Raw genomic sequence first — 19,719 nt, 5'->3', positions numbered from 1 at the left:
AACTATTATTAACCTATTAAAAGAAGGTGTTCCTTGATGACAAGTAGTAAAACGAATCCCAAGGTTGATGAATTTTTAAATGAAGCTGAAAAGTGGCAGGCAGAATTTAAGAAATTGAGACAGATTATTCATGACTGTGGACTGACCGAAGAATGGAAATGGAGATTGCCTTGTTACACTTTTGACAATAGTAATATCGTAATTATGCAAGACTTTAAAGCGTACGGTGCACTTATGTTTTTCAAAGGTTCCCTATTAAAAGATCCTAAAAATATTCTAATCAAGCCCGGGGAAAACTCACAGGCACAGCGTCAGATACGGTTCACGAACGTTCAGGAAATAGAAGAAATAGAAACAGCTTTGAAAGACTATATTTATGAAGCCATTGAGGTGGAAAAATCCGGCCTGGAAGTGAAATTTAAAAAGACGGAAGAATACACGATTCCTGATGAACTTCAAGCTAAATTTGAGGAAATGCCTGAGTTGAAAACTGCTTTTGAAAGCTTAACGCCAGGAAGGCAAAGGGCATACATTTTTTATATTTCAAAAGCCAAACAATCCAAAACTAGAGAGTCCAGAATTGAAAAATATGTGCAGAAAATTCTCGATGGGAAGGGTCTACGTGATTAATAGTCAGAAAGGTTAAAGATTTAAGTTTTTATATAAAATTCACGATAGGATCTTCTACATATATTCGTGCGAGGGACCCTGGAAATCGCTCGTAATCCATTCTAAATCGCGCGAGAATCTATGAAAATCATGCCATCACCATTCATAAACGAGCGGCATCATCCGAAAACGAGCAAACACCATCCGATATCGAGCGAGGACCACTATGCATAAAAGGGCAGGCTGAGATTTTTTCCGTGATCTCAACCTGCCCATTATTTTACTGTTTTAAGAAATCTACCTCTACTTCATTTTTCCGTGGTTCACGCTTAAAGAGATATTCCCCATTTCGGATGGAGACAAGGACTTCTGCTCGCTCACGAATGGCTTCATAAGCATCTTTTGCGTCTAACACGATAAAGTTAGCAGCTTTTCCTGCTTCGATGCCATATTCATCATTTACTCGCATAATATTTGCGCCGTGGTAGGTGATGAGGTCGAAAGCCTTATTGATTTCATCAATGTGCGTATAATGGGCTAAGTGAATCCCATTATCTAAGATGTTCATCATATTTCCATTTCCTAATGGATACCAATAATCCGCAATGGAGTCTTGAGCAAAAGCAACATGATTTCCATTATTTAATAACTCTTTCACTCGTGTTAAGCCTCGACGTTTCGGATAAGTGTCCCCACGTCCTTGTAGATGTGCGTTTTCTGTAGGACAAGAAATAAAGTTAATCTGTGATTCTTTAAATAAGCCTAGCATTTTATTGGCATAACTGTTTTCTACCGAAGCAAAGCTGCAGGTATGACTTGCAGTTGTGTATGTACCATAATCTTTTTCCATCACTAGCGCATTTAACACTTCTAAAAAGCGACTATTTGGATCATCATTTTCATCACAGTGGATATCAATCATCACGTTATGTTTGATGGCCATGTCGACAATGCGTTTCAAGGATTCCACGCCATGTTCATAGGAAATTTCAAAGTGAGGGATTCCTCCTGCTACATCCGCGCCCATTTCGAGTGCCTTTTCCATTAACTGCTCCGCACCTTTATATCTGAAAAAACCTTCTTGCGGGAAGGCTACAAGCTGCAAAGTAACGATATCTTTTAATTCCTCACGCAGTTTAAGTAAAGCTTTCATTCCTGTTAAATTCGGATCCGTAATATCAACATGGGTACGAATAAATTGAACGCCTTTACTTACTTCTTTTTGGATTCCTTTTATCGCACGCTCCCGTACCATTTCTTCCGTCAATGATTTCTTGTTATCACTCCAGCGCTGTATCCCTTCAAATAATGTCCCGGAAACATTGGCATTTCCCTCGCCAAGCCCTGAAAAGATATAATCCAAGTGTAAATGAGGATCAACATAGGGAGGCAAAACCAAACGGCCTTCTAAATCAATCACTTCATCAGCGTTGCTTAAATCATTGCCGATTTCTTTGAATTGACCGTTGTCTATTAAAAATTCATGTGATTCTGGGTCTCCATATATGGTTGCATTAATAAATTTCTTCATCATACATTACTCCTCTGCATTATCATTTAGATGTCATATTATTATATTGTAACCTTGGCCATCCTAGAAAGGCAAATGGTACATCTTTAAGAAGCAAGGGATTGAAAAGAGATGATTCCTTTAATAATTTATTGCATAATACATTTAATGGATGAGCATGCTAGTAATTGTGACGGCATTGATAAAAACAAGTTATTCCACAGTAGCTCAGTGGTAGAGCAATCGGCTGTTAACCGATCGGTCGTAGGTTCGAATCCTACCTGTAGAGCCATTTACTGGGTTATAGCCAAGCGGTAAGGCATCGGGTTTTGATCCCGTGTATCCCAGGTTCGAATCCTGGTAACCCAGCCATTTACATATACAAGGACAGGTACCTCGTCTACTACGAGGTACCTGTCCTGTTTTTGGAAAGCTTTTCTATAAGGTGTCAATTCCCAACTGCCCATTAATCGAATAGGATGATGTGATGGGGACATTTAATGAATGTGCAACAGAGCAGTATTTTTCATTCGTTAATTTAATTGCACGTATGACTTTTTCTTCTGGCAAATTCCCTTCGAAGGCAAAATGCATCTTTATATTCGTAAAATTTTTCGGTGGTTTTTCTGCACGACATCCGTCTAAAGTAAGATGAAAGGAAGTCGGCTCTATTCTCATCTTTTGTAGGATGGAGATGACATGAATTCCAGTACACCCTGCTAGGGAATGCAAGAGCAGTTTCATCGGTCGAACGCCGGCATTCTGACCACCAAGTTCCTCGGCGCCATCTATTTTAATCTCATGACCTGTGTTTGTCTCACCTGAAAATGCTACGTTTCCTTTCCATGAAATATTGGTCCGCATTCATATTTTCCTTTCTTTTTTTGTTTTTTAAAAGGGTATTAGCCGTTTGCTACTCTCTCTTCTATAGAATGTTGCCTTTCTTGTATTGGTTTAAAGAACTGGATTGCGGCAATGAAGTAGGACATAATTGCTGCAAAACCAAATAATCCTAGCAATCCATTTTGATAGAGAGCGTTAAAGAATAGGACATTGATAAAAGTGAGTGCGATACCAAGACCTAAACCGACATAGGCAATTCGTGCTTCTTTTTGAATCGTCCAGTTAGACTGTTTATCTAACAAGGTCCCTACAATAATGGTGATTACGTTAACGGAACTTCCTATCCAAACGGGATGGATATTGGCGAAAAATTGATCGGGTTGCCATCCGCCTAAATGGTACCAAAGTAATCCGCTTGAAAATCCAGTAAATAACGAAGCAACAACAGCATTTCTCGTAACAATTGGCCAGAATAGAGCGGCAATGACAGGTGCAAATGTCGCACTATTTCTCATGGTCCAGGCTAATACGTTCCACCATGCTGATTGCTCGGTTCGAAGCATGCCAAAGACAATCATGAGTGCAGTTAGAAGTAGCAGTGATATTTTTGTATATTTAATTAGCTGTGCTTCTTTTGCTTGCGGATAAACGGCTCTAGCTGTATCCCTTCCTAGACTGGTTGCACCAGAAAATTGGCAAGGTGCACCCCAACCTAAAGCACAAGCCCATACTCCCAAGAAAAATACCCCGACTAATGGTGCTGGCAGTACTTCCATTAAATACTGCGGGATTGCAATGAGCCCAGTTTGTGCATTTGGAACGGCAATCGCAGCACCGATTCCGAATAATACCCCACAAACAATAAATGGAATTGCCATGCCTCCAGCAAGAATCATTCCTTTTTGCCCTTCTTCTGGTGATTTAGCGGAAAGGGCCATTTGGAACGCAGCTTGTGCAAGAATAACGTTGACTAAGAAGGTACCAAACCAAGCAACGATTACTTGCAGCCCTACACTATCCCAGTCAAACATCGCTGGAGTAGCACTGGCGTATGTACGTAACCCATCGATTCCAGGGTTGATGAAAAAGGCAATCATTCCAACGATAAACATGAAGATGAATAAAAAGAAATTAATCGTTTGGGTAAAGGCAATCGACCACATGCCGCCACCTTGTAAATAAACGAATAAGAGAATGGCCGTGATGGCAACGGATAGTGTCAAGGATATTCCGGTGAAAACATGAATGGCAGATGCAAAAGCAATCGCTGTTGCAACGGACCACATCGGAAAAGCAAAGGCTGTAATGGCACCGGAAAGTCCAAGCGCCGTACGGCCAAACTTATCGCCAATTAAACCAGAAATGGTAACAAGCATCTTTTTTCGGAAAGGTCGAATAATCAAAAAGGCTATAATAAAGATCTGCACCATTTCTGCTACTCCATACCAAATTGCTGATATTCCTGATAAATACGAGAGTTCTAGAATCGAGATATAGGTAGAACCAGAGAAAAGTCCTGTGATACAAAAGGCCACAATCCATTTATTAAAATTTCTTCCCGCTACAAAATAGCTTCCTGTCTTTGTTATCTTCCGTTTTGCTAATTGCCCTGCGATAATAAGCACGGCGGTATATCCAAAAGCAAGAACTAAAATCCATATTCCATATTCACTCATGATAATTTCCTCCTTTTACAAAAATAAATAAATCGATTTGTTTACTCGGGTTTAATTTTGCAGAAATTCTCCTTTCCTTGGCGTGATTGAAGGGGAAATAAAAAACCCCCTTCCTAAGAAGAGGGTATATGTATATGGCTTATACGAATCCTCTTCTTATCTTTCAAACAGAACAAGCTGTTTGATGGAATTGGCACAGTACTCACATGACGTGAGCCCGCTGCCGAGGCTTCAAAGGGCCATACCCCTCCACCTCTCTTAATAAGAAGTTATCTATTTGATTGATTAATAACTTATAATATTTTAAGTAATAAGTCAATAGGGAAAATTGTTTAGATAGGTGGTTACTTCCCTACATAATTTGGAATAAACATAGTTTGAATTGAAGCGTACAACAACCCATACAAATCTGAAAGAATATCATAACTTGATAATAGGTGATTCTCATATGGATTTATTAAGACTTTATATCTATCCAGAAACGTTTATCTTAATCCCTGCTTTATATTTCATTGGTTTAATACTTGACCAAACCCCTGTTATTCCCAAATGGATACACGCCTGGATAAAACTAATTTTTGCGGTGTCTGCTTGTCTTTTGTATTATGGTTTTGATATTAGAGCGGTTGTTCAGGGAGTGCTTGTCACTGGAACGGAAATGGTTTTCAGGGATATCATTCATAATACGATTGTTGGTATCTATGAAAGAAAGACAGAACAATCAAATATAGATATTACGAAGCGGAATGGGAAAGATGAATAAAAATCCCTTTCGCTCTTTTTTAATGGAAGCAATGCTGGTGTGCTGCTGTTAATTAGAATAATAATTATCTTAAACGTGATTTCATGAGCTAAGTGTGAGCGAGAGGAATACTATTCTAAATTAAAGATATCCACAGTCTATAAATTTATGTGCAAAAACAACAATCTTTTAGAAAATAGCTTTTTAAAAAATACTAGATTCAAGTCGATAAGGTATATTATTTGTAAATACTGAATTATAATGAAATAAATTGAAGGGAGAGGTGATTGAAAATAATGGATGTTAAATTTCCAATTGGCAAATTACAAGTTCCTGAAAAGGTAGGACAAGAAGATGTTCAAGAATGGTTGAAACAAATGGAGACGTACACGACTCGATTAAGAGAGACTGTTGACTCATTAGATGATAAGGCATTGAGCAAAACGTATCGTGATGGTAGCTGGAACGTTCGTGAACTGGTTCATCATATTGCTGACTCTCAGCTGAACATGTATCAACGTTTGAAGTTGGCTTTAACAGGTGAAAGTCCAACCGTACCAGCTTTTGATCAAGATGAGTGGGCTATTCAACCGGATACAAAAATTCCTGTAGAAAGTTCCATAAAAATGCTGGAAGGTATCAATGAGCGTATCGTATCCTTGGGACAACATTTAACCGAAGAACAATTAGATCGGTATTTCGTACATCAGACAAATGGCAAAATAACTGTTGCAACAAAGGTTGCGAAATTAGCTTGGCATGAAGAGCATCACTTAGCCCATATAAAAATTGCATTAGAAAAATAATAGGATTAGGAATGGAAAAGATATTGCTTCACGTAGCAATATCTTTTTTATTTGGTTTTATAGGAAAGGAATTGTCACTAATTTACTAGAGTAATGCCAAAAGATATATTGGGTCCTTTTAAATTTTCAAGAGCCAATGTTCCTTCACCGCCTGTATTAGAGGTATTCACATTTGCTGTCTAAAATTGTTAATTATAGTGGGTTATTCTATCTTTTATTTTATACTAGAAAACTAGTATTATCCTGTTAAATTAAGTAAAGTTCTTGGTCTGAGATATACTACTTATACGAATAGGTATTGGTCTATGGCGAACAGGGAGGAGGAATCTGTATCCTTATCACAAATATTTTAATCGAAAAACTTTTATGAAAAATTATTGACAAATAATATTTGGGCTAGTAATATATAAATAAATAATATTTATCTGAAAATACAAATAAATATTATTTGTTTGGGAGAATCTTTGCAAGGGGGGATTTCCTAATCAAAAAGGAGATAGATGAATGCGAAATAGAAGTGATGAGATTGCAAGTAAAATTGGTAGAAAAATAGTAAGCGGTTCCATGAAAGCTGGAGAAAAATTACCTAAAGTAGAAGATTTGAGTGAGGATTATGGTGTAAGTCGTACGGTGGTACGAGAAGCGCTTCAGGGATTGTCCGCACGAAAAATTGTTCGTTCCAATAAACGCTCAGGTACGGTAGTCTTGCCAAGTAGTGATTGGCAATGGTGGGATTTGGATGTGATGAATTGGATTAGTGACTACCAAGGAAGAGATGGGGAATTCTTTCTCGATATGACGAATGTCCGACTAGGAATGGAACCCGTAGCAGCTGCATTAGCAGCAAGAAATGCAACAGAGAAGGATAAAGAAGAAATTACTATTTGCTTCCAAAATCTTAAAGATACGATAAATGATACGAAAAAGTGGGCGAAAGCAGATTATAACTTTCATTTAAGAATTATCGAAGCATCCCATAATTCATTGATGATAAGTTTACTTAAACTACTTCATAAAGGTCTCGTTATTAGTAGAGAAAAAAGTATTGCAGCTTTAAATAAAAACCCAGAATTACAACAGGATAAACCAACCCTAGAAGTATTAAATAGGCATCGTGATTTATACGATGCGATCATGACCGGTGATGAGGAGAAGGCAAAAACAGTTATGACCAATATGATCTTAAGGGTTCAACTATTATTTGAAAAGACTTTACTAGATCATAATGAGTAAATAGTAGAAGTGGGAGGAGAAGTGTATATGGGAATTCAAGTAGTTCGATTTGAAAACAATAACACAGAACAATGGGGAGTATTAGAAGGAAAGCGTATCAAAGTATTAAAAGAAAATTATTCTACTCTAGAGGATTTTCTACAAAATGGTCAAGAGGAAGCAAGAAAATTATTAGAGGATTCAAGTGCTGAAACGGTTTCGTTTGATGAGGTTAACGTATTAAGTCCTGTCACGAAACCAGCAAGAATCGTTTGTCAAGGAGCGAATTATTCGAGTCATCGTGCAGAATCTGGAATGGAAGCAAACCGTCCTCCTTTTAATTTAATTTTTAGTAAAGCTGATAGCACGCTAACTGGTGCGTATTCGGAAATTATTCGACCATCTAATGTAGAATTGCTAGACTATGAAATAGAATTAGGATTGGTCTTAGGAACGAATATAAGCGAAGCGGTAGAAGTAACGGATGACAACCTACATGAATATATAGCTGGTATTGTGTTGACGAACGATGTCTCTGCTCGTGATGTACAGTTAGTGGAAGGCCAGTGGCTAAAAGGTAAAAGCTATCGTACGTTCTGTCCAACTGGGCCTATCTTTTACTTACTAGACAAGGAAGAGGTATCTTTAATCCATGATCTTGAATTAAATCTTTGGGTCAATGACGAGTTACGTCAATCTGCTAATACGGATCAGTTGCTATATAAGCCAGCAGAAACGTTGACAGAGCTATCACAAATCATGGATTTTTCCAAAGGCGATTTGGTCCTATCAGGTACAACAGGAGGAGTGGCAATGAATTTAACGCCAGACCTATTAAAACAAGTGACAGACATTACTCAGCCTGCAGAAAGTAAACATCAAGCATTAGTTGAGAATCAGCTGAGAAGTGGAAATAAATATCTAAAAGATGGCGATGTCGTTCGTGCTTCTATTAAGAGTAAGGATGGAAAAATAGATTTAGGAGAACAAAGAAATGTTGTAGCTTCTCATACCTTAGTGACAGCTGATTAATCTTGCAATGTAATAAGTGCTTCTTCAAGCACTTATTACATTGAACGGAATGTATGCGTTATCATTATGTGTTTAACTTTACTATATAAAGGGAGGAAATGATATGAAAACATTGGAGTATGATGTACTTATCATTGGCTATGGGCCAGTAGGAAAATTGGTCTCTGGTCTACTCGGGAAAAAAGGCTGGAATGTCGGAGTTTTTGAGAAATTTGATAAACCCTATGGATTACCAAGAGCAATCAAATATGATCATGAAATTACTAGAAACATCCAAGCCATTGCGCCTGTGGAGGAAATCCAAAAAGTATCTGTGAAAGTACCGGATCAATATGTTTGGTGTAACGGGGAAGGGAAAACGCTCCTAGAGATTGACTGGTCTCAGGATGGTATTTCTGGTTGGCCAGCTGATATGCTTTTCAATCAAGCAGAGCTAGAAAATGTGATGGATGAGGCAAGTAAATCCTATCCTACTGTGGATGTTCATTTAGGTTATCAGGGAATTTATATTAACGAAAAAGAAGACGATGTAAGTGTATTGTTCAAAACAAAGGATGGAGAAGTAGTCTCGGCAAAGGCAAAATATGTTATTGGCTGTGATGGTGCAAATAGTTTTGTTCGTGAAAATATGGAACACTCTATAACAGATTTAGGATTTTATAATGATTTCCTTGTAGTAGATATTATTCCAAAAGAGGAAATGAATTTTGAACCGATGAACTTACAAATTTGTGATCCAAAACGCCCAACTACTAGGGTTTCTGGTGGACCAGGCAGAAGAAGATGGGAATTTATGTTGCTCCCAGGTGAAACGAAGGAAGAATTTCAGAAGGAAGAAGTTTGCTGGGAACTATTAAAGCCTTGGAATATTACTCCAGAGAACGCCATTTTGGAACGTTACACCGTCTATACCTTTAAAGCAAAATGGGTAAATGAATGGAGAAAAAATAGATTAATGTTAGCAGGAGATGCAGCGCATTTAACTCCACCGTTTATGGGACAGGGATTATCGTCTGGCATTCGCGATGCAAGTAATATTGCCTGGAAATTAGATCTGGTTTTACAGGGAATATCCGATGACACCTTGTTAGACACATATACAGAAGAAAGAAAACCACACATGATTAAGCTGATTGAAGCAGCTATTTATCTAGGAAAAATGATATGTACAACTGATGAGGAGGAAGCGAAAAGAAGAGATGAAGCCTTCCTATCCGGAAACTTCCCACCATTTCCTGAATTCCCGATTTTAACAGATGGGATTCTATATCAAGCCGGGGAGAATCACTTAGCTGGTCAATTATCCTTACAAAGTGTGGTGTCATATCAGGGTCAGACTGATTTATATGACAATGTCATCGGGCATGGCTGGATGGTTATGGGATGGAATAAAGATCCAAAGCAATACTTAAGTGAAGAGCAAATTCAGTTTATGGATAAAATTGGAGGGAAATTTGTCCACCTGACAGATGTTCAAGGATCTAGTAAAAAAGTAGTAGATGTAGAAGGCAAATACGAAAAATATTTTAAAGATAATCAGGTAGATATACTTGTGGTTCGACCAGACTTTAATATCTTTGCTGGTGTTTCACAGGAGGAAGAATTAGCCAAAGTTATTGATTGTTTAGAAGCTACTATAAATTCTAGAGTTGGCACAGTTGAAACTGCCTAATATAAATAGAAGGTGAGGTGAAGCAATGAAAAAGGAGTATGTAGATGTTGCAATTGTTGGCTATGGTCCAATAGCAAAGATGCTAGGATCTTTACTGGGAAAGAAAGGCTGGAAAGTAGGAATCTATGAAAAATTCGTAGAGCCTTATCGCTTACCACGGGCCGTTGCCATGGATGATGAGATTGCTAGAATCCTTCAAGGGGCTGTACCTTCAGCTAAATTAGAGAAACTATTTGATGCAGCTGGAGGGGAGATGTATAACTGGTATAATGCGGATCGAGAACTGCTTTTATCCATTCCTTTTGAAAAAGAAGGAGTATCTGGATGGCCAGGAGAATTATTTTTTAACCAACCGTCTCTTGAAAAAGAAATGGATCAAACTTGCTCGAATTTATCTTCCGTTAGGATTCATTATGGAAGTGAAGTTATCGATATAGCGGAAAAAGAGGAAAGTGTGGAGTTAACGGTAAAGGAACATTCAGGGGAAGAAAGAAAAGTCATTGCCAACTATACGGTTGGTTGTGACGGGGCAAACAGTATTGTTCGAGAGCATATGGAACATACCGTTACGGATTTAAATTTTGCCTATGATTTTTTGGTTGTTGATATTATTCCAAAAGGAAAAAGCGAGTTACCAGTCATTATGCAAATCTGTGATCCAACACGACCAACAACCGTGGTTTCTGGGGGACCAGGTAGAAGAAGATGGGAATTTATGGTTCTTCCCAATGAGTCGAAAGAAGAAATCAGTCAGGAAGAATACATTTGGAAATTACTTGAACCTTGGAATCATACACCAGAAAATTCGATAGTAGAGCGTACCGCCGTTTATACCTTTAAAGCTCTTTGGGTAGATAATTGGAGAAAAGGAAGAACCATGATAGCTGGAGACGCAGCCCATTTAACCCCTCCATTTATGGGGCAAGGAATGTGTTCTGGAATCAGGGATGCAGCTAATTTAGCGTGGAAACTTGATTTAGTCTTAAAAGGAAAATCGAATGAGGATATTTTAGATACCTATACGGAAGAAAGAAAGCCTCACAATCAAAAGGTAGTCCATGCTGCTTTGTATTTAGGTGAAATGATTTGTGTGAATGACCCTAAAAAAGCAAAAGAAAGAGATGATGCTTTCTTTTCAGGAAAAGTACCACCGTTTCCAGCTTTTCCAATCTTAACAGATGGCATTCTATATCAGCCTGAGGAAGAGAAAAAGGATAACTTGGCTGGTAAATTGTCCTTCCAAAGTAAGGTTGGGTATCAGAATAAAGTTGGTTTATTTGATGATGTAGTGGGAACCGGTTGGACAATTATCAGTCCAGTACAAAACCCAAGGGAGTTATTAAGTAATACGCAATTACAATTCTTGAATGAGCTTGATGCTACCTGTATAGAAATATCCAGTGTAGAGGAAGATGGCAAAGATACCGTGGTCGATGTGACTGGTAAGTATTCCGAGTATTTTGAAGAGAATGGCATAGAAGCTGTCATCATTCGTCCAGATTATTATATTTTTGGAAGTACATCCGAGGTATCGAAAGTATCTGATCTTGTGGAAGCGCTAGCAAGTCAATTTAAAAAATACATGAACACAGTAACTGTCCAATCATAAACTTTATCAGCTACTTGTTCATGTATATAGGTCTGGGAAACCTATTTATTTATCTTAACTACTAGAGAAATAGAAAGCAACTATTTCATATCCAATTTAAAAAGTACGAGGAGGAAGTTGTATGTCTGTAAATGTATTTAGATTAGCTTATGTTGATTTCTTATCCAAAAAGCCTGGAAGTATGGTGGAGTATTATACCGATACCATGGGATACCGTATTACAGAAGAAAAGGATGGAATTACCTATTTGAGTAATGGATATGACCACCACAACATTGTTATTACTCCTTCCGATAAAAATGCCGTTCGAAGCTATGGCTATCAATTAGATGGAAAGTTGTCGTTAGATGAAGTACAGAATCAAATACTTGCACAGGGGGTTGAAGCTAGAATTCTAGAAGATGCCAAGCCTGGAGTTTCTAGACTCGTTGAATTGAATGATCCTGCTGGGAATACAATCGAGCTTTTTACAGATATTGATCAACCAGCTGTTGGTTTTTCAGGATCAGGAATCAGTCCGCTTAAACTAGGACATGTGGCATTTTTAGCTAATAATTACGAAGATACGATCCATTTTTATCGTGATGTATTAGGATTTACTTTTACCGATAAAATCGGAGAGAGCTTTGCTAATTTCTTAACTTGTAACATGGATCACCATGTATTAAACATTATTGCAGCAAATGAAACAAGGTTACATCATATTGCTTTTCAATTGAAGGATGCTTCTCACCAATACGCTGCGTCTGACTTATTAGCGAAACATGGTCGTTCCATTATTTGGGGACCTTCTCGTCATACGGCTGGCAGTAATATCGCTACCTATCATCGTGATCCTGATGAGAATGTGGTGGAACTGTACACAGATATGGATGTCTATTTACCAGAACTTGGAATTTTCGAGCCACGCCCATGGCATTCAGAAATGCCGTATAAACCAAAAGTTTGGGAAGGATTAAGTGTTTGGGGAACAGAATTCCAAGTAGACTTGGCAAAAATTTAAGGGTGAATTTCAAATGGTACAGGAGATTTTTATACTGGAAGTTACTTCAGGTTTAGAGAAAGACTTTGAAGAAGCATTTAACCAAGCGAAAGAATTAATGTCAACTTCAAAAGGTTACCTAGGTGCGGAACTGAAGCGATGTGTGGAGCAGGAAAATAAATACTTAGTATCTGTTTCTTGGGAATCAGTAGAAGCTCATGTTCATGATTTTAAAAAGACATCCGAATTTGAAGAAATGAAAAAACTGCTTGGACCTTTTTATTTGAGTATTCCAAAAGTACAACATTATGAAAAGGTAATCTAGTATTTGGGATGGTTTTAAATCGTTGCGCTCATAATTCTTTGAAAACTGATTGTTCGTTCAAGGAATGATTTCATGGGCGCTTTTCTCTGAATAACTAATAAAGAATTGAGGCGAAGGAAATGCAATCATATATAGTGGATGGAGCGAGAACTGCTTTTGGAACATTTGGTGGTTCTTTTAAAAATGTTAGTGAATTAGAGTTAGGAACTGTCTCTACGAAAGGTGCTATGGAGCGAAGTGGAATCCCAGCTGAAGATATCGATGAGATAATCTTTGGAAATGTGATTCAATCGAGTGAGAATGCTGCTTATTTGGCAAGGCATATTGGATTAAAAAGTGGGTTAACTGAAACCTCATCCGCGCTAACGTTAAATCGTTTATGTGGGTCTGGATTGCAAGCAATTGTATCTGCAGCCAAATCCATTGCTTTAGGTGAGAGCGATGTCATCGTTGCTGGAGGAACAGAAAATATGAGTCTAGCCCCACAAGTACTTAGAGGAACGAGGTTTGGATCTCCCAATAAAGCTCCTGTTGTCGATGACATGCTTTTCCAATCGCTAACAGACAAATACATTGGGTACGGGATGGGAATGACTGCTGAGAATTTAGCAGCGAAATATCAACTTTCGAGAGAAGAACAAGATGATTTTGCGGTGCAATCCCAAGAAAAAGCGAGCAAAGCAAGAAGGACAGGTCGTTTTACAGATGAAATCGTCCCTTATGTTTCTACAGATAAAAAAGGGAGAGAAATGATCGTAGACACGGATGAGCATATCCGAGAAGGGGTCGAGTCGGAGAGTTTAGGAAAATTACGCCCAGCGTTTAAGAAGGATGGTTCCGTGACTCCGGGAAATTCTAGTGGAATTAATGATGGTGCTGCTTCAGTCATGGTTGCTTCGGAAAAATATGTGCAGAGTCACCAATTAAAACCACTTGCGAGAATTGTTTCATGGGGTGTTGCTGGAGTAGATCCAACGATCATGGGGATTGGGCCGGTACCTGCGAGTAAGAAAGCATTAGAAAACGCTGGGTTGAGCATAGATGATATCGATTTGATTGAAATCAATGAAGCTTTTGCAGCTCAATCGTTGGCTGTAATTAAGGAGCTTGGAGTCAATCAGGAAAAAGTAAATGTGAACGGTGGGGCCATTGCTTTAGGTCATCCCCTTGGTGCAAGTGGAGCGAGAATCACTTATTCGCTAGCACTTGAATTGAAGAAGAGGAACTTGAGATATGGGTTATCCTCTCTCTGTATTGGTGGAGGACAAGGGATTGCCATGGTCATCGAGAATGTTACGGACTAAAGAGGAACTCTCATAAAAAGAAGTGTTAGGAGATATCGGATGAAAAATACGCTTGTTCATTTGGAAGTTAAGAAGCATATAGGAATCGTCACATTAAATCGACCGACGAAAGGAAATGCCTTTGATCTGCAAATGGCAAAAGACTTAATGGATGTTGCCATTGAATGTTCCGATAGAGACGAAATTAGAGTCGTCGTGCTGACAGGAGAAGGAAGTGCTTTTTCAGTGGGAGGAGATTTAAAAAGCTTCTCACAACAAGGCGAAGAAATTAGCTCGCATTTGAAAAAAGTGACGACTTATTTGCACCAAGCGATATCCACTTTCACACGGATGGAAAAACCGTTTATCGGTGCTATTAATGGTGCGGCGGCTGGCGCTGGCATGAGTCTGGTGTGTGCATGTGATTTAGCCTATGCCTCAGACAAGGCAAAATTAGTCATGGCATATAACCGGGTAGGGTTAACACCGGATGGATCTGGAAGTTATTTTTTACCACGTCTAGTTGGAATGAAGCGAGCACTAGAGTTAATGTACACAAATAAACCGTTAAGCTCGGCGGAAGCAAAAGACTGGGGAATTATCAATGATGTTTATCCTGCTGATCGCTTGTTAGAGGAAGTACTTCATGTAGCTGAAACATTAGCCAGTGGGCCAATGAATGCCTTTGGACTCACGAAGAAATTATTCTATCAATCTTTACAAGATACATTAGAATCTCAAATGCAAAAAGAATCCATCTCTCTAGCAGAAAGAGCGAACAGTTCAGAAGGAAAAGAAGGAATTTCGGCATTTTTGGAAAAACGGGACGCAGATTTTCTTAATAAGTAGTTTCACAGGCATTAAAGGCAGGCTAGGCTGTCGCTATAAGTAGTGGAAAGCCCAAGCTTTGTAAACAAATCCATTTTATCTATCGATTTTGTTTTTGGAAGGGGTATGGAAAATGACAGGAGAAGTTCAGGAACGATTACTTTGGCAACCTTCACAAGAAATGCAAGAAAAATCCAATATGAAGCAATTTATGAGCTGGCTACAAGAAACAAAGGGGTTAACCTTTGAAAACTATCACCAATTATGGGAGTGGTCAGTTTCTGAAAAGGAAGAATTTTGGCTAGCGATTTGGGATTATTTTGAGATTCAAGGTAAAAGAAAGGATGAGATTGTCTTATCTGGGAAAGAAATGCCTGAATTCACTTGGTTCCCAAATGCTACCTTAAACTATGCAGAGCATATTTTCAGAAAAGAAAATCCTAATAAAGAAGCGATTATCTATCAATCGGAAATGCGTCCAAAATCGGTCTTAACCTGGAAAGAATTGAAACAAAATACAGCTGCCATTGCAAGTTATTTGAAAAGTCTAGGCATCCAACCAGGTGATCGTGTGGTTTCTTACTCTTCCAATATTCATGAAACCATTACCGCCTTTTTGGCATGCGCGAGTATTGGAGCTATATGGTCTAGTTGCGCTCCAGAGTTTGGGGTTAAAAGTGTGATCGATCGATTTAAACAAATCAAACCGAAAGTCATGTTTGCAGTTGATGGCTATCAATACAATGGAAAGCAATATGACCGTTTGGAAAATATACGGCAAATTCAAGAAGAATTGCCTACATTAGAACAAACAGTCATCATTCCTTATTTACGCGAGGATTTAAGAGAATCTGATGTAGCTAGTCCATCTACTAAATTATGGAATCAACTATTAAAAGAGTATAACCAAGCCACGTTATCTTTTGAACAGGTCTCTTTTAATCATCCACTCTGGATTTTGTATTCTTCTGGAACTACTGGAAAACCAAAAGGGATTGTCCAGGGGCATGGCGGAATTTTGCTAGAGCATTTAAAATTCCATGGACTTCAAAATGATTTGAAGGAGACAGATCGCTTTTTCTGGTATACCACTACCGGATGGATGATGTGGAATATTGTGGTGAGTGGGCTGTTAACTGGTTCGAGTATTGTCTTATATGATGGTAATCCAGGTTATCCAAATCATCAAACATTATGGAAGTTTGCAGAATCGACCAAATTAACGGTGTTTGGGGCTAGTGCCAGTCTATTTATGGCTTGTGCAAAGGAGGGAATCAAACCAAAAGAAACGTTTGACCTTTCTAGTTTAAAAGCCATTGGATCTACAGGCTCACCGTTGCCAGAAGCAGGATTTGACTGGGTATATGAGGAAGTGAAAGAAGATGTATGGCTTTATTCTACCAGTGGTGGGACAGATATTTGTTCCGGATTTTTAGGAGGAAGTCCTCTCTTACCCGTCTATTCTGGTGAAATACAAGCACGTGCACTTGGTGTAGCCTTGAAGGCATTTAATGATGAAGGAAAAGAAATGATCGATGAAATTGGTGAACTCGTGATTACCGAACCGATGCCATCCATGCCTATCTATTTTTGGAATGATGAGGATGGTGAAAGATACCGAAATAGTTATTTTGATGTATTTCCAGGAGTGTGGAGACATGGTGATTTTCTCCAAATAACCTCAAGAGGTACAGGAATTATTTTTGGACGTTCCGATGCAACGATTAACCGTGGTGGGATTCGAATGGGAACCAGTGAAATCTACAGTGCACTAGACGGTGTCACTGAAATTGTCGATAGTTTAATAGTGGACATTCCGATAAGTCCCGAACAATCCTACATGCCTTTATTTGTGGTACTTAGGGATGGAACGGAAATTACGGATGAATTAAAAACAAAAATCAATCAAAATATTCGCCAAAACTGCTCACCAAGACATATTCCCAATGAAATTGTAAAAGTTCAAGAGTTACCTAAAACCTTAAATGGGAAGAAAATTGAAGTTCCGATTAAGAAAATCTTGATGGGCGTACCAAAAGAAGAAGCGGTTAACATTGGTTCCTTATTGAATCCAGAATCCATTTCCTATTTTGTTGCGTTTAAGGAGAAATTAGCAGTTAATGTTTAGTTAATTTAGAATGACGGATTAAACGGGGTGAGCATATATGAAACGAAAAGATGGTTGGTTATTCGTTATAAGTATTATTTCTTTCGTATTATTAATGGGGTGTGCAAGTGATGCTTCATCGGATAATGCAGAAAAGGAAGAGTCGAATCAGGTTGAGGCCAGTTCGTCAACATCTGAAACAAATGAAGAAACTGAAGAAGAGGTAGAAAATAGTGTGGATATGAAGGTTACGCTTCTCGGAACAGGGTCGCCAGTATTATCCATGGAGAGACTTGGAAATTCCACCTTAGTAGAAGTTGGGGATGAAAGGTTACTTTTTGATGTTGGAAGAGGGGCTGCCCTAAGATTAGATCAGATAGATATCTCTCCAGGGATGATTGATAAGCTCTTTGTGACACATTTGCATCATGATCATACCGTAGGATTTGCAGACTTATTGATTACTGCAGCTGTACCAGATCCAAGGGGGAATAGAGAAGGCGACTTACAAGTTTGGGGACCAGAAGGAACAGAAAATTTTGTTAATAGTACCATCCAAGCTTTTGAAGTGGATATAAATACACGCAAACAAGTGGAAGGTGCTTCAGGTCTAGCTTCGACAGTTCACGAGATCGAAGAAGGCATCGTTTATGAAAATAACGGTGTCGAGGTCATCGCATTTAATGTAGATCATGGCCCAATGAAACCAGCACTAGGATATCGAATAAACTACAAAGGGCGTTCTGTCGTGATTTCTGGTGATACGACCTATAGTGAAAACCTTATAAAACATGCAAAAGATGCCGATTTACTCGTTCAAGAAGTAGTGGTAGTTAAAGGTCCGGATGAAGAATATCAATCTGAAGCACACAAAAACATTGAAGCCTATCATACGACACCAGAGCAAGCAGGAGAACTTTTTAAAGAAATCGATCCTAGTCTAGCTGTATTTACTCATATTGCAACTTTTTTACCCGAACATGAAGCGACTATTGTTGATAGAACGAAGGCAATTTATGATGGTGAAGTCGAACTGGGAGAAGATTTAATGTCGATTGAGGTTGGGGAAGAGGTTACGATAAGTGAGTAAGGAGTTTTTACGTTCTAATGAATTAAAAAATCAAGCATAAAATTATATCTAAGATGAAAGAGTGGAATGGAGATGATTAGATACTCATTCCGCTCTTTTGTATACACTTTTAATTTAGTTTTTGTCGATAATAACATTTGTCTATTCATTAATGAAATTTTTTGTAAAAGTAAATCAACATTAATTACAAGCTATAAGTCAATAAGGTATATTATTTATAAATACTGAATTATAATGAAATAAAGAAGAGGGAGAGGGGTTTGAAAATAATGGATGTAAGATTTCCAATTGGCAAATTACAAGTGCCGGAAAAGGTAACACAAGAAGATATTCAAGAATGGTTAAGGCAAATCGAAACATACACGACTCGTTTAAGAGAAACTGTCGACTCCTTAAATGAGAAGGAATTAAGTAAAACGTATCGTGAGGGCAGCTGGAACGTTCGTGGGCTTGTTCATCATATTGCTGACTCTCAGTTGAACATGTATCAGCGTTTGAAGCTGGCTTTAACAGATGAGAGCCCAACCGTACCAGCTTTTGATCAAGATCAGTGGGCAATTCAACCGGATACAAAACTTCCTGTAGAAAGTTCCATAAAAATGCTGGAAGGCATCAATGAGCGTGTCGTATCTTTGGGACAACATTTAACCGAAGAACAATTAAATCGATATTTCGTACATCAGACAAATGGTAATATAAACGTTGCAACAAAGGTAGCAAAATTAGCTTGGCATGAAGAGCATCACTTAGCCCATATAAAAATTGCATTAGAAAAATAGTATTATTAGGAATGGAAAAGGTATATGATTATCTTACAGCCAACTATGAAACGGTTAATCAATACCTGTTCACTATAGGGGTGGAACAAGAGGCCATTACGTTGGTCAAGAAAAGATTAGTAGGTAGAGATTCTGTGATGGTAGTATAATTGGTGGGATTAAGTAGTTCTATTAATGAAGAGAAAAAGAGCATAAACAATTTAATTAGCAAGGATTTTAGTGGACGTATTAGCGTCTGCTTTTTTGTTGATACAAGATATAAGTAATCTCAGCCTGTCTCTGTGTTATGTGAAATTCTCCTCGCTCGATTTCGGGTGTAATCGCTCTATTCAAAGCGATTCTCGCTCGTTTCAGACTAGCGCTCGCGCGGTTTGAAGAGTTCCTTGCTCGATTTCGCGTGCTGCTTGCACGCTTTGAAGAGTTCCTCGCTCGATTCAAGTAGCTTCTTCCTCGTACTAGTGTCCTCGAGCCAGAGGGATTAACCACTGAACCGATTAGGGACAAGGAACCTGTCCAAGGCCACTGAAAAAGTCCCTCAGAACAGCCAACAAAAATGATTTGTTAGCTGTTCTGTTTTATAATCAAAGTAATAATGATGAAAGTAGTGGGTGATT

General features: G+C 38.4%; 18 protein-coding genes, 2 tRNA genes and 1 riboswitch. Of the genes, 17 read left to right on the top strand and 3 right to left on the bottom strand.

Features of this window, described 5'->3' with window-relative positions:
* Positions 1–36: 36 nt before the first annotated feature.
* A complete protein-coding gene (locus D8M06_RS15880; protein ID WP_121205586.1) occupies positions 37–630 on the top strand; it encodes a YdeI/OmpD-associated family protein in 594 nt (197 codons plus the stop codon).
* Positions 631–889: 259 nt separating this feature from the next.
* Here D8M06_RS15880 and D8M06_RS15875 read toward each other — a convergent pair whose 3' ends face one another.
* Positions 890–2,140, bottom strand: coding sequence for an amidohydrolase family protein (locus tag D8M06_RS15875; RefSeq protein ID WP_194074643.1), 1,251 nt, complete (start codon positions 2,138–2,140; stop codon positions 890–892).
* A gap of 196 nt (positions 2,141–2,336) precedes the next feature.
* Between D8M06_RS15875 and D8M06_RS15870 the strand changes: the two genes are divergently transcribed.
* A tRNA-Asn gene (locus tag D8M06_RS15870) sits at positions 2,337–2,411 on the top strand.
* Between the two features lie 5 nt (positions 2,412–2,416).
* A tRNA-Gln gene (locus D8M06_RS15865) sits at positions 2,417–2,491 on the top strand.
* Between the two features lie 66 nt (positions 2,492–2,557).
* Here D8M06_RS15865 and D8M06_RS15860 read toward each other — a convergent pair.
* The gene (locus tag D8M06_RS15860; protein WP_121205584.1) at positions 2,558–2,983 is read right to left on the bottom strand and encodes an OsmC family protein; all 426 of its coding nucleotides are present in this window, start codon (positions 2,981–2,983) and stop codon (positions 2,558–2,560) included.
* Between the two features lie 38 nt (positions 2,984–3,021).
* A complete protein-coding gene (locus D8M06_RS15855) occupies positions 3,022–4,638 on the bottom strand; it encodes a sodium:solute symporter family protein (RefSeq protein ID WP_121205583.1) in 1,617 nt (538 codons plus the stop codon).
* A gap of 153 nt (positions 4,639–4,791) precedes the next feature.
* Positions 4,792–4,906: riboswitch (SAM riboswitch) on the bottom strand.
* A gap of 180 nt (positions 4,907–5,086) precedes the next feature.
* Between D8M06_RS15855 and D8M06_RS15850 the strand changes: the two genes are divergently transcribed.
* The 14 genes from D8M06_RS15850 to D8M06_RS19885 all read left to right on the top strand — a co-directional run bounded on the left by D8M06_RS15850 (position 5,087) and on the right by D8M06_RS19885 (position 19,254).
* Positions 5,087–5,401 carry a phage holin family protein gene (locus D8M06_RS15850; RefSeq protein ID WP_121205582.1) on the top strand — a complete coding sequence of 105 codons (315 nt, stop codon included), beginning with the start codon at positions 5,087–5,089 and terminating at the stop codon, positions 5,399–5,401.
* A gap of 275 nt (positions 5,402–5,676) precedes the next feature.
* Positions 5,677–6,186, top strand: a complete 510-nt coding sequence (locus tag D8M06_RS15845; protein WP_121205581.1) for a YfiT family bacillithiol transferase — start codon at positions 5,677–5,679, stop codon at positions 6,184–6,186.
* A gap of 504 nt (positions 6,187–6,690) precedes the next feature.
* Positions 6,691–7,419: a FadR/GntR family transcriptional regulator gene (locus D8M06_RS15840; protein ID WP_121205580.1), complete on the top strand. Its 729-nt coding sequence runs from the start codon at positions 6,691–6,693 to the stop codon at positions 7,417–7,419.
* Positions 7,420–7,446: 27 nt separating this feature from the next.
* Positions 7,447–8,430, top strand: a complete 984-nt coding sequence (locus D8M06_RS15835; protein WP_121205579.1) for a fumarylacetoacetate hydrolase family protein — start codon at positions 7,447–7,449, stop codon at positions 8,428–8,430.
* 103 nt (positions 8,431–8,533) lie between these two features.
* Positions 8,534–10,102, top strand: a complete 1,569-nt coding sequence (gene mhpA, locus D8M06_RS15830) for a bifunctional 3-(3-hydroxy-phenyl)propionate/3-hydroxycinnamic acid hydroxylase MhpA (RefSeq protein WP_121205578.1) — start codon at positions 8,534–8,536, stop codon at positions 10,100–10,102.
* Positions 10,103–10,127: 25 nt separating this feature from the next.
* Positions 10,128–11,711 (top strand): bifunctional 3-(3-hydroxy-phenyl)propionate/3-hydroxycinnamic acid hydroxylase MhpA, encoded by a 1,584-nt coding sequence (gene mhpA, locus D8M06_RS15825; protein ID WP_121205577.1) that lies wholly within the window; start codon positions 10,128–10,130, stop codon positions 11,709–11,711.
* A 121-nt stretch (positions 11,712–11,832) separates the two neighbouring features.
* A complete protein-coding gene (locus tag D8M06_RS15820) occupies positions 11,833–12,714 on the top strand; it encodes a VOC family protein (RefSeq protein WP_121205576.1) in 882 nt (293 codons plus the stop codon).
* A gap of 13 nt (positions 12,715–12,727) precedes the next feature.
* A complete protein-coding gene (locus D8M06_RS15815) occupies positions 12,728–13,018 on the top strand; it encodes an antibiotic biosynthesis monooxygenase family protein (protein WP_121205575.1) in 291 nt (96 codons plus the stop codon).
* Positions 13,019–13,137: 119 nt separating this feature from the next.
* Positions 13,138–14,322: an acetyl-CoA C-acetyltransferase gene (locus D8M06_RS15810; protein WP_121205574.1), complete on the top strand. Its 1,185-nt coding sequence runs from the start codon at positions 13,138–13,140 to the stop codon at positions 14,320–14,322.
* Between the two features lie 39 nt (positions 14,323–14,361).
* Positions 14,362–15,150, top strand: coding sequence for an enoyl-CoA hydratase/isomerase family protein (locus tag D8M06_RS15805; RefSeq protein ID WP_121205573.1), 789 nt, complete (start codon positions 14,362–14,364; stop codon positions 15,148–15,150).
* Between the two features lie 112 nt (positions 15,151–15,262).
* Complete coding sequence (locus D8M06_RS15800) at positions 15,263–17,257, top strand: acetoacetate--CoA ligase (protein WP_121205572.1); 1,995 nt, start codon at positions 15,263–15,265, stop codon at positions 17,255–17,257.
* 37 nt (positions 17,258–17,294) lie between these two features.
* Positions 17,295–18,326 carry an MBL fold metallo-hydrolase gene (locus D8M06_RS15795; RefSeq protein ID WP_121205571.1) on the top strand — a complete coding sequence of 344 codons (1,032 nt, stop codon included), beginning with the start codon at positions 17,295–17,297 and terminating at the stop codon, positions 18,324–18,326.
* A 269-nt stretch (positions 18,327–18,595) separates the two neighbouring features.
* On the top strand, positions 18,596–19,105 hold the full coding sequence (locus D8M06_RS15790; RefSeq protein ID WP_121205570.1) for a YfiT family bacillithiol transferase: 510 nt from the start codon (positions 18,596–18,598) through the stop codon (positions 19,103–19,105).
* A gap of 11 nt (positions 19,106–19,116) precedes the next feature.
* Positions 19,117–19,254 carry a hypothetical protein gene (locus D8M06_RS19885; protein ID WP_158591805.1) on the top strand — a complete coding sequence of 46 codons (138 nt, stop codon included), beginning with the start codon at positions 19,117–19,119 and terminating at the stop codon, positions 19,252–19,254.
* Positions 19,255–19,719 lie beyond the last annotated feature (465 nt).

It is taken from the genome of Oceanobacillus halophilus (assembly GCF_003628505.1).
GTDB classification, from domain to species: Bacteria; Bacillota; Bacilli; order Bacillales; family Amphibacillaceae; genus Oceanobacillus; species Oceanobacillus halophilus.
The sequence above is the reverse complement of the archived record's forward strand: the minus strand, read 5'-3'. Positions and strand labels throughout refer to the sequence as shown.